We start from the raw sequence: 10,584 nt of genomic DNA on the forward strand, positions 1-10,584 counted from the left end.
AACGGACGCCTCGAACACCTACGCGGCATCGCCCAAGGATTCGTCAACCACCGAAACTACCGCCTACGCTGCCTCCTCCACTCCGGCGGATTCCAACACCTCCTACACCCTTAAATGCGAAGAGCCAGTTAACTGTGCATTGTGTCATGCTTGTCAGGAATTGGCAATCCTTCTATCAGGTGGTCGATATGCGCATGTCGGAGCCATAATCACTGCTTGTCATATTGCCCTTATTGTTGAGGCGAGTGTTTATGTAAAGAAAAAGCGCGGCACCTCGGTGGTGCCACGCTAGCAGGGGAGGGGCGCGCGGAACTCACGCGCCCCGCAGTGTCTCAGGCGCGCGTGCGAGCGATCGAGAGGAGCGCGGGGGAGACAATCAGAGCAGTCAGAGCGACGACGACAGCGAGAACAGCGGAAGCGACAGAGCCGACCTGGAGGGCGGCGGCCATGCCGAGGCTGGCGAGGATGACGACGAGGGCGATGAAGACGGAGGCCGAGGTGGTGGCCTGGCTCATGGTGGGGGCGGTTTCGGCCTTGACAATCTGGTTCATGAGGTTCTCCTTGTGAGTGTCTTCGCACGGATGCGCGAAGCGCGCCCCGCACGCCAGCGTGTTGTGTGGGCCTCTTGGCCCGCGCCGCCCGGGTGGGCGGCTCTGCATTAAAAAACGGGGCCGACGTGTTGTCGCCCCCGTTGGTGCATTACCAATGCTACGCGCAGATAACCGCATGGTCTATACCGTGCAAGTGCTTGTTAGGGAGTGCACAGACGTCGCATCAAGAGTCTTTCAAGGATGGCTGCGACGCCAAAAAATAGGGTTCCGATGAATATGCATGCTTCATGCACGTGTGCCCGAGTGGATGATCCACCCGGGCACACAATGTCACTCGGTTCGTGCCACATTCATGGCTTGGAGACCCTTGGGTCCCTCAATCACCTCATATTCGACCCTCTCGCCCTCAAGAAGAGTGCGGCGCCCAGATTGGCCGATGATGGTTGAATAGTGCACGAAGACATCGCCAGATTCGTCATCGGGAGTGATGAACCCGAAGCCTTTGGCGTCGTTGAACCACTTAATGGTCCCGGTAGCCATGGGCCCTCCTTCGTGTTCGCCCCAACGCTGGGGCACCGGTCGGTCTCGCCTGCGGAAACCGACGCGATCCCGCCCGCGCGCCCCGGTGTCTCTCACACACCCGCGCGCAGCGTGTGGAATCACATTCTTACGGTACCGCACTTCGACACAAAATGTGTCTGACCTGCGAAAACGTGACCAAGTATCGTCTGTGGCGGCGGGTTAGTTTGTTGAGGTGAGACGAACCGGAACGATAGCCTGCACGTCCTCACCCTCGAAGGTCACGTTCCCGATCGCCACGTCCACCCCGAAGACGCTCGCGAGGGTGTCCGCGTTCATCACGGAGGACGCCGGGCCGACCACGGCCTCGTGCGTGGAGGAGAAGAGCGCGACCTGGTCCGCGACGCGCAGGGCGTGCGCCGGGTAGTGCGTGTTCATGATAACGGCGAGGCCTCGATCCCTCACGAGGCGCTCGAGGAGGCCCAGGACGATGAGCTGGTTGCGGAAATCCAGGCCGGTCTCTGGCTCGTCGAGCACGAGGACGCGCGGGTCGGCGACGAGCGCTCGGGCGATGAGGATCATCTGGAACTGGCCGCCTGACATGGTCGCGCAGGGCATCTCGGCCAGGTGGGAGGCACCCACCTCGTCGAGGACGTCGCGGGCCATGCGTTCCTCGCGCGCTCCGGGCTGTGCGAGGGTGCGCATGTGCGGGGCGCGCCCGACCATCACCATCTCGAGGCCGGTGAGCGCCACGTTCGATGCGTTGCGGGCCTGCGGCACGTAGGACAGGACACGGCCCAGCGCCCGGGTCGACATCGACGAAATGGGGGTGCCGTCGATGAGCGTGCGTCCGCTGTCCCACTTCTGTAGGCCGATCATGGTGCGCAGCAGTGTCGTCTTTCCCGCGCCGTTGGGTCCCAGGATCGCCAAGAGCGAGCGCTCGGGCACCTCGAAGGATACGTTCCTCAGGATTGGGGAAGCGGCACCCGGATAGGTGAAGGTCGCGTTCTCGACGCTGATCATCGTGACCCTCCCGTCCGGCGCAGCAGCACGATAAAGAAGGGGGCGCCGATGATGGCCGTCAGGATCGAAATGGGAATTTCCGAGGCCGATAGGGAACGTGCGAGCGTATCGATGACGATCATGAGCGCCGACCCGAGCAGCAGCGACACGGGGATGACCGCGCGGTTGTTCTGTCCGCACAGCATGCGCGCACAGTGTGGCACGAGCAAGCCGACCCAACCGACCTGGCCACACATCGAAATGACCGAGGCCGTGATGACCGTCGAGGCGACGATGAGGATCGCGCGCATGAGGGAGACGTTCACGCCGACTGAGCGGGCCTCGTCCTCTGAAAGGGAGAGAATATTGAGCTGCCAGCGCAGTGCCACGATGACGACGATGCCCGCGATGATGAAGGGGGCACCCAGCGCGATCTGGTGGTAGGTGACCGCGGCGAGCGAACCCATGAGCCAGTAGGTGATCTCGGGGAGCTGACTCGTCGGGTCGGCCGTGAGCTTGAGGAGCGAGAGGACCGCGTTCGCCAGGGCGGAGACGATGACGCCGCCGAGCACGAGCGTGACGACGTTGAACGCGCCCGTGCGCGTGCGCGAAATTGCCGTGGTGAAAGCCATCGTCGCCAGGCCCGCCGCAAGGGCCGCGGCCTGCACGCCGATCAGGTTCCAGTCCAGTAGCAGGGCGATGACCGCGCCGACGCATGTGCCCGCCGCGACGCCCAGGGTGTCCGGCGTAGCCAGGGGGTTGGAGAAGAGCGACTGGAACGAGGCGCCGGCAACCGACAGGCCCCCGCCGATCAGGATCGCCACGATGATGCGCGGCGCTCGCAGGTCAAACACGACTGAGTTGATGCGGGGCGACACCGATGGTCCGCCCCAAAACCTCGCGCGCAGCGCCGCGACCACGTCCTCCAGAGACACGGAGAAACGACCAATCAACATGGCCGCCGCCGCGCACGCGACGATGAGTACGACCAGCGTGGGGACCACCCACACGCGCAGTCGCCCATTCCTGGTCAGCACAGATGTCATGATGTCCTCTCCCCGATGCTTACCGAGCGTCTCACCGCACAAGGGACCCCGGCCTCGTCGAAGGGAAAAACGAGGCCGGGGACAGGTGTTAGGACGCGGCGTCCGGGTTGACGATCTGGCGTGCCTGCTCGTCTGTGAGCGTGAAGTTGTACATCTTCTGGTAGTAATCCTTCGTCATCGACACGAGGTCAACGTCGGAGAACTGCTCCGGGTACAGGGACGTGCCGATCCAGTTGGCGACGATGGGAGCATCCGGGTTCGGGGTGAACCAGTTCCACATACCCAGGCCGGTGGAGTAGACGCGGCCGGACTGCACGGAGCTGAGGGTCGAGAAGTCCACTCCCTGCACCGAGTTCGTCAGGACGGAGTTCGCCGTCATGTTCGACATGCCCTTGCCGGTCACGAGGAGGACCTGGGGGTCCCACGTGAGAACCTGCTCGAAGGTGACGGGCGTGTGCGAGGTATCGGTGTCGCGCGAGACGTTCGTGTAATTCAGCGAGTCGGCCCATTCGTTGGTGAACCAGCCGTCCTTTCCGCCCGCGACCGCGAGCTGGCCGTCGGCCGCGCCCATGAGCACCATCGTCGAGACGCGCTGGTCCTCGGGCACCTTCGCGGTGCGCGCGCGAGCGTCGGCGACCAGATCCTTGCCGAGCGCGATCTTGTCGGCCATATGGCCATCCTGGTTAAAGACGTCCTCGAGGAGCTCCATCCACTCCGTGTACGTCTCCGACGGGTTCCCCATCGTTGTGAAACCGACGGCCGGGATGCCCGCCTTGCGGAACATTTCGCCGTGTTCCTTGTTGAAGGCATTGTAGAAAACGACGTCGACGTCCAGGTTGAGCAGGGCCTCGGCGTTGAGCTCACCCTTGTCGTAATAGCTGGTGTCCACCTGCATCATCTCGGGTGCCATCTCGGCGGCGATCGTCTGGCTCATGGCCTTGACGCGGGCGGCGCTCATGCCTACCAGGTAGGGGGCCTTGCCGTCGAAGTAGGCCAGGTAGGTGGATTCGATGGGGATCTGGTCGATGGCGACGCGGGTGATCGTGGTGGGCAGGACAACCTCGTTGCCCGCGTGGTCGGTGATCGTACGCGTCGACGATGCGTCCGGGGTGGTGGTCTGTGACGGGGCGGTGGAGCCGGAGCTGCCCGCGCAGGCGGTGAGGGCCAGGGCGGCAGTGGCCAAGATCGCGGTTAGCGTGGCGAGGCGTGTCTTCATTGTGTCCTCTCGTATGTCACGGATTACGAGGGAAATGCTACACAAAATTAGGTGGCCCTCACAAGGGTGAGTGCGGCATTATGACACGGTGTTTTTTCCTGGATCTTGCGGAGGTCGTCGGTGCGCGAGGCGCGGCCACGGCCTCGTCGATAAAGGACGAGTCCCAGGCTGGGACGCAGATGTGCACGCCTCCTTTTACTCTGGCGGCGTCGGGTGAGGTGCCTGGCGTGAGTGGAAGGAGCGTCTCATGGGTGAGAGTCTGGACCTGGAGCGCGCCCTCGTCATTGGGGTCGCCTCGAGTGCCCTGTTCGATCTGGCGGAGTCGGACGCGGTGTTTCGCGAGCAAGGGGAAGAGCAGTACCGGGCGTATCAGCGTGAGCACCTGGATGACGTGCTCGCACCCGGCGTCGCCTTCCCCTTTATACGGCGCCTCCTAGACCTGAACGCCCTGTCGGAGACCGAGCGCCTCGTCGAGGTCGTCATCCTCTCGCGCAACGACCCGGAGACTGGAATGCGGGTGATGCGGTCGGTCCAGAGCCACGGCCTGGACATCACGCGCGCGATCTTCATGCAGGGCCACGCGCCCTACCTCTATATGGGACCGTTGAAGATGTCCCTGTTCCTCTCCGCGAACGAGGCCGACGTGCGCGAGGCAACCGAGCTGGGGTTTGCGGCCGGGCATGTCGTGGGCCGATCCGTCCCCGACGACGGGGACTCGGACCTGCGTATCGCCTTCGACTTCGACGGCGTGCTGGCGGGCGACTCCTCCGAGCGCGTCTTCCAGGACCGGGGGCTGGAGGAGTATCAGGAAAGTGAGAGCGCCCTGGCCGAGGTGCCGCTCGAGCGCGGGCCGATGGCTGATTTCCTGGAGAAAATCAACCGGATCCAGGGGATCGAGGACGCTCGCAGCGTGAGTGATCCCCAGGGTTTTCAGCGCCGCGTCCGCGTCGCCGTCGTGACGGCGCGCAGCGCGCCCGCCCACGAGCGGGCGATCAACTCGATCCGGGGCTGGGGGCTGCGCGTCAACGACGCCTTTTTCCTGGGCGGACTCCCCAAGGGGCCCATCCTAGAAGCGTTGCAGCCCCACATTTTCTTCGACGACCAGCGCCGCCACGTCGAGGGCGCGTCGCGCTCAACCCCGAGCGTCCACATCCCCTTCGGGGAGATCAACAGGGAGTAGATGCTAAGCCCTGTTTTGGCTGTCATTGTTGGGAGTATCAGTGAAAGTGGGGCGGGTTTTACATGTGGGTGCAACACCCGCCCCACTTTTGTCCCAGTTGTGTTGTTGTGGAAAAACCGCCTCAGTCGTCCAGGTGGGCGACCGCGTAGTCGGCCTCTTCCTGGGTGAACTTCTCGCCGTACTCGCTGACGAGCTGGTCTCGAATTGCCTCATCGGACATGTTGAGCGTTTTTTCGTATTCTTTGGCCTTAGCGAGGGCGTTTGCATTCCAGTCGGCCTGGATATTGTCGATTGCGTACTGGGCTGCCTCGGGGGAGAATCCTTCAAAGTCGCTGGTGAGCTGGTCGTAGATTCCCTGTTTCGACATGTGTAGTGTCTTCGAGTAGTTCTCCGCGGACTTCAGTGCCTTGCGGTAGTCGCGCGGAACATCGTCCTTTTTGGACTCGGTCGTCGACGGCGCATCGGTCGTCGGATTGTCCGTCGGCTTGGCGTCGTCCGTGTCGTGGTGGACAAAAAGTGTGACCTTAGCGTCCTTGCTGAGAGTTGCCCCTGCCTCGGGAGTCTGAGAGGTGACGGTCCAGTTCGTCACGTCAAGCACCATCTTTTTGCCTGCCTCGTCCTTGAAGGAGATGTCGACCTTGCCGAGTGCTTCGAGCATCGCGCGGGCCTCGTCGCCGCGCATGCCGACAACGTTGGGTACGGTGATGCCCGAGCTTGATTCTGTTGTCGTGGATGTCGTCGAGGACTCGGTTTCCTTGGTGCTGTCTTTGCCCTTGGGGTTCGTCAGGCTACCGATGAGAACAAGGCCGACGAAGACCGCGATGGCGATGAACCACCACTTTTTGTAAAAAGGTTTGCTCTGAGGGGGTATCACCTGCTGATAAGGGGAGTGGGGGACACTCGGGGTGTTGTCTGTTGGGTTATTTCCAAGGCTGTACTGCGAGTTTGGGCTTGTCATCATGACTCCTATGTCGAATGGGCTTAGTGACTAAGTCTAGTGATGTAAAACATGTTTGTCAACAATTAATTACGTTAAAATCTTGGACTTGGTAGGCATCTGTCGGGCTATCTGCTGTACTGCGGAGGGTGATACCGGCCCGGCGGTCGCAGATGAGGGCGGGTCCTGGGAGACTAGGTACATGAGTAACCACGCGCGTGACGCACGCCGCCTCACTCCTGTTGAGGTGGCGACCGCAGGCGCGCTCTCGGGCCTGGCCGTTACCTTCGGCCTCATCGCCGCCGTCACGCCCGTCTTCCAACTTTTCTTCCAGGTAGCCACGGCCGTACCCCTCGCCATGGTCTCCCTCAAACTGCGCGCCCGCGCCTCCATCGCGGCCTTCGCCTCCACCGTCCTCCTGGCCATCGCCGTCGGCGGATTCGCTACCGCCGGCCGAGCCTTCCAGGCCGCCCTCATCGGCCTTATCATTGGTGTTCTCCACAAGAAACACGCCTCCTGGCTGAGCGTCGGTGCGGTCGCCGCCGGCCTCGGCGTCGTCTGGGGCGTCGGGACCGGCATCGCCTTCTGGTTCCTCGTCGACCTGCGCAACCTCGGCCTCGAAAGCATCCAAAAAACACTCAACGGCTTCCTCGCACTCGTCGGCCGCATCCCCGGATTCGGTTGGTTCGTCGACGGAGGCCATTTTCTGAGCCAATGGTTGGTCGACTTCTGGTGGGTGTGGCTGCCCATCACCCGATTCATCGGCGTCGCCTTCCTGGTCCTCGCCGCGCGCTGGCTCCTCGGCGCGATCCTGCGCCGCGTCACCCTCGACGCCGGGTGGGACCCGCTTCTGGAAGCGCCCGGCCGCCCCAACTCTGCTCCCGCCGGAACCGCACAATCCGAGGAGGATGCAGGACCCGGGGAGGGGACCCCAGCCTCGCCCCTGCCCCTGACCCTCACCGACGCCGCCTTCACCTACCCGGGTGCCGACCACCCCGCGCTGCGCGGCGTTACGCTCCGCTTCGAGCACCCCGAATACACAGTCATCGTCGGGCACAACGGCTCCGGCAAATCCACCCTCGCCCTCCTCCTCGCCGGTGCTACCCCCGGCGAAGGGACGCGCACCGGCGGCGGCATGCTCGGCCAGGTCGGCGGCACCGCCCTGGTCGGACAACGCTCCGAACTGCTGGTCCTCGGACAGAACCTCGCCGAAGACGTCACCTGGGGCATGAGTGCCAGCGACGCGCGGGTCCTCGACCTCGAAGCCCTTCTGGCGCGCGTGGGTCTGGGCGGCCTCGCCGACGCCGACCCGCGCTCCCTCTCCGGCGGGCAGCTGCAACGCCTCGCGCTCGCAGGGGCCCTCGCGCGCTCGCCACGCCTCCTCATCTCCGACGAATCCACCGCCATGATCGACCGCGACGGGCGCGCCGACATGCTCGATCTCCTCGCCTCCCTGCCCGACACCGGCATCGCCGTCGTCCACATCACCCACGACCCCGCCGAAGCAGCGCGCGCCGACCGCGTCATCACAGTCGATGGAGGGCGTGTTCTCTCCGACGTGCCCGGCTCCTCCTCCATCGACGAGGCCGTGGCCGGGAATGCGCGTCCCGTTACCCCCGAGGAGGAATCTCGGGGAGTAACCCGCGACGCAAGCAAGACACGAGAAGCGACCACGGCCTCGTCCGCTAAAGAGGGGGGCGAGCGCGCGTGGGGAACACCGACCCTCACGAATACGGAGCACCTGTGGGCGGACCGAGTCGCACACACCTATGACTTCGGAACGCCGTGGGAGAAACCCGTCCTGCGCGACGTCAGCCTGATCCTCGAACCCGGGCAGGCGATGCTCATCACCGGCGACAACGGGTCGGGCAAAACGACACTCTCGTGCATCCTCACCGGGTTGCTGATCCCCACGTGGGGAAACGTGACGCTCGGCGGGACCCCCATGGAACGCCGGGTCGGCGACGTCGCCCTGTCCATGCAATTCGCGCGCCTCCAACTTCAGCGCCCCTCCGTGCGTTCTGACATTCTCGCCGCCGCCGGGCACGGACCGCGCATCGGCAGCGGTGCGGGGCGTCGGAAGAAGGGGCTGAGCCGTGAGGACGGTGATCGGATCGTCGCGCAGGCCATGAACCTGGTGGGACTTGACCCCGCCCTGGCCTCGCGCGGCATCGACGATCTCTCCGGCGGGCAGATGCGGCGCGTCGCCCTGGCCGGGCTGCTCGCCTCCAATCCGAGCGTCCTCATCCTCGACGAACCCATGGCGGGACTCGACATGGCCTCGCGCGAACTGCTCATCTCCGTGCTCGACGAACGCCGACGTGCTGGGCTGTCCATTCTTGTCATTTCCCATGACCTCGAAGGCATGGACGCACTGTGCGACATCCACCGACACCTGCATGAAGGGGTGCTCGCGTGAACGATCCTCACTCCTCATGCGGGGCGACCGGCCCCGGCGGCGGCACCACCCACGGGTGGTTTCCCGCCGATCCAGTCCAGAGTCCCGGCGTGGGCGGCGAGCACGCTCCGCGCCGCAAGCCGCGGCGAAGCACGGGCATGAGTCTGCCTCGTCCATTGCCGTGGCAGACCGTCCTCGGGCACGCGTGGCCCGGTACGCTCATCGCCTGTTGGACGGCTCTCACGACGTGCGTCATCCTGCAACCACGCTGGTCAACCCTGGCGATCGTCGGCGGTCTCCTCGCCGTCGCCTCCATGGCTATTCGTCTGCCTCGCAGCGTCGTACCGAGCCCTCCCATGTGGCTGATCTCCGGCTTCGTCGGCGGGTGTATCGGCGCGTGGCTGGGCGACGGACTCGAGGTGTTCCTGCGGATCTCTGTCCTGGCACTCGTCGTCCTGTGGGGATCCGCGCTCATCGCCTGGGTGACGCACACGGCGGCGCTCGCAGGAGCGCTACGGGTCTTCCTGCGGCCGCTGCGCGTGGTTGGCGCGCCCGTCGATGAGTGGTCGCTCGTCATGGCCTCCGCCCTGCGCGGCCTGCCGATGCTGCGTGACCAGGCCCAGGCCGTGCTCGACACGGCGAAGCTGCGCCTCGGCCAAGATGTTGCCACCTTGTCCCTCGGTGGCTACGTGCGCCTCAGCGTCGACGTGATCACGGCAATCCTGTCCGCGGCCTCGCGCGGTGCCGCCGAGACCGGGCGAGCCATGTCCATGCGCGGTGCCCTTGATGCCGTCGGCGAGGTTGGTGGCAGTGCGCCGAGGCGACGTACTCGGCTTGGATGGGTAGACGCGTGCGTGTTCGCTGCGACCCTGTTGGGTATTGGTGGCGTCGTTGCGTGCACGTTGATGCTGTAGGATTTATGTCGATTTTCCCTTGAGATTGCAATGGTTGTATGTCCTGTGGGTTCAATATGTGTCCCGGGTCATGTTCTGCTGATTTGACGTGAGGTGCTAAAACCCCCTATTCTTTCTGGGTACGCGCGAGTGGCGGAATAGGCAGACGCGCACGGTTCAGGTCCGTGTTCCAGTGATGGAGTGGGGGTTCAACTCCCCCCTCGCGCACGATGAAACCGCAGATCCTTCGGGGTCTGCGGTTTTTGTTTTCCTCGCCGTGCGTGGCCAGTGCGCGGGTTAGGGTTAGGGTTAGGGTTAAAGGACAAAACGTGTTGGTTTTGTAGCGATTTTTCGGCTTGCTGGTGCGGGAAAATCCACATTGAAGTTGGTTGTTTCATCGTGGGGGTATGAATACCCCCAAATGTTCGGCGTGCGGGCGAGTGATGACCAGGTATGGGCACTCAGCGTCAGGGGCGCAGCGATGGCGCTGCTCCCTGTGTAATATCAGCCAGGTCAGCCGCATTAATTCCACGGCGAAGCATCTTGATGAGTTCGTGGCCTGGCTGCTCAGTCGGCGCCGTCAGTCGGATTTGCCTGGCGGGGGCCGCTCGTTTCGTAGGCGTTGTGAGCCGTTGTGGCAGTTATGGCCGTTTAGCCCGATCGTCGATGAGGTTCATGAGGTCATCTTCGTCGACGGCATCCACCTGGGGCGAAACGCCGTGGTGCTCATCGCCCAAACACCCGATTGTGTGCTGGGCTGGTATGCGGCTAGGAGTGAGAATTCTCGGGCCTGGGGCGCGCTCATGAGCCGGATCGCGCCACCGGCCCTGGTCGTCACCGAC

The 10,584-nt window shown here is 64.0% G+C and carries 9 protein-coding genes, 1 tRNA gene and 1 pseudogene; 5 read left to right on the forward strand and 6 right to left on the reverse strand.

The genetic code is table 11. The annotated features are described in order from the left end of the window. Positions 1 to 332: 332 nt before the first annotated feature. From QZ149_RS09520 to QZ149_RS09540, 5 genes are all read right to left on the reverse strand, one after another. A complete protein-coding gene (locus tag QZ149_RS09520; RefSeq protein ID WP_291451202.1) occupies positions 333 to 551 on the reverse strand; it encodes a hypothetical protein in 219 nt (72 codons plus the stop codon). A gap of 330 nt (positions 552 to 881) precedes the next feature. After that, on the reverse strand, positions 882 to 1,091 hold the full coding sequence (locus QZ149_RS09525) for a cold-shock protein (RefSeq protein ID WP_291451203.1): 210 nt from the start codon (positions 1,089 to 1,091) through the stop codon (positions 882 to 884). 201 nt (positions 1,092 to 1,292) lie between these two features. Then, on the reverse strand, positions 1,293 to 2,093 hold the full coding sequence (locus QZ149_RS09530; RefSeq protein WP_291451205.1) for an ABC transporter ATP-binding protein: 801 nt from the start codon (positions 2,091 to 2,093) through the stop codon (positions 1,293 to 1,295). Then, positions 2,090 to 3,118, reverse strand: a complete 1,029-nt coding sequence (locus tag QZ149_RS09535; protein ID WP_291451206.1) for an iron ABC transporter permease — start codon at positions 3,116 to 3,118, stop codon at positions 2,090 to 2,092. Before QZ149_RS09535 ends, QZ149_RS09530 begins: the two co-directional genes overlap by 4 nt. A gap of 88 nt (positions 3,119 to 3,206) precedes the next feature. Continuing rightward, positions 3,207 to 4,334, reverse strand: coding sequence for an ABC transporter substrate-binding protein (locus QZ149_RS09540; RefSeq protein ID WP_291451207.1), 1,128 nt, complete (start codon positions 4,332 to 4,334; stop codon positions 3,207 to 3,209). Between the two features lie 247 nt (positions 4,335 to 4,581). Between QZ149_RS09540 and QZ149_RS09545 the strand changes: the two genes are divergently transcribed. Further along, complete coding sequence (locus QZ149_RS09545) at positions 4,582 to 5,514, forward strand: 5'-nucleotidase (RefSeq protein WP_291451209.1); 933 nt, start codon at positions 4,582 to 4,584, stop codon at positions 5,512 to 5,514. 121 nt (positions 5,515 to 5,635) lie between these two features. Here the strand turns inward: QZ149_RS09545 and QZ149_RS09550 are convergent, their stop codons facing one another. Further along, positions 5,636 to 6,388 (reverse strand): Ltp family lipoprotein, encoded by a 753-nt coding sequence (locus tag QZ149_RS09550; protein WP_291451210.1) that lies wholly within the window; start codon positions 6,386 to 6,388, stop codon positions 5,636 to 5,638. Positions 6,389 to 6,653: 265 nt separating this feature from the next. On the opposite strand from QZ149_RS09550, the gene QZ149_RS09555 reads away from it, so the two are divergent. From QZ149_RS09555 to QZ149_RS09570, 4 genes and pseudogenes are all read left to right on the forward strand, one after another. Further along, positions 6,654 to 8,870: a DUF2232 domain-containing protein gene (locus QZ149_RS09555; RefSeq protein ID WP_291451211.1), complete on the forward strand. Its 2,217-nt coding sequence runs from the start codon at positions 6,654 to 6,656 to the stop codon at positions 8,868 to 8,870. After that, positions 8,867 to 9,763, forward strand: a complete 897-nt coding sequence (locus QZ149_RS09560) for an energy-coupling factor transporter transmembrane protein EcfT (protein ID WP_291451212.1) — start codon at positions 8,867 to 8,869, stop codon at positions 9,761 to 9,763. The genes QZ149_RS09555 and QZ149_RS09560 overlap by 4 nt, the downstream gene beginning before the upstream one ends. A 123-nt stretch (positions 9,764 to 9,886) precedes the next feature. After that, a tRNA-Leu gene (locus QZ149_RS09565) sits at positions 9,887 to 9,970 on the forward strand. A gap of 326 nt (positions 9,971 to 10,296) precedes the next feature. Beyond that, a pseudogene (locus QZ149_RS09570) lies at positions 10,297 to 10,584 on the forward strand (IS256 family transposase); the annotation flags it as partial.

It is taken from the genome of Actinomyces sp. ICM47 (assembly GCF_905369875.1).
Lineage (GTDB): Bacteria > Actinomycetota > Actinomycetes > Actinomycetales > Actinomycetaceae > Pauljensenia.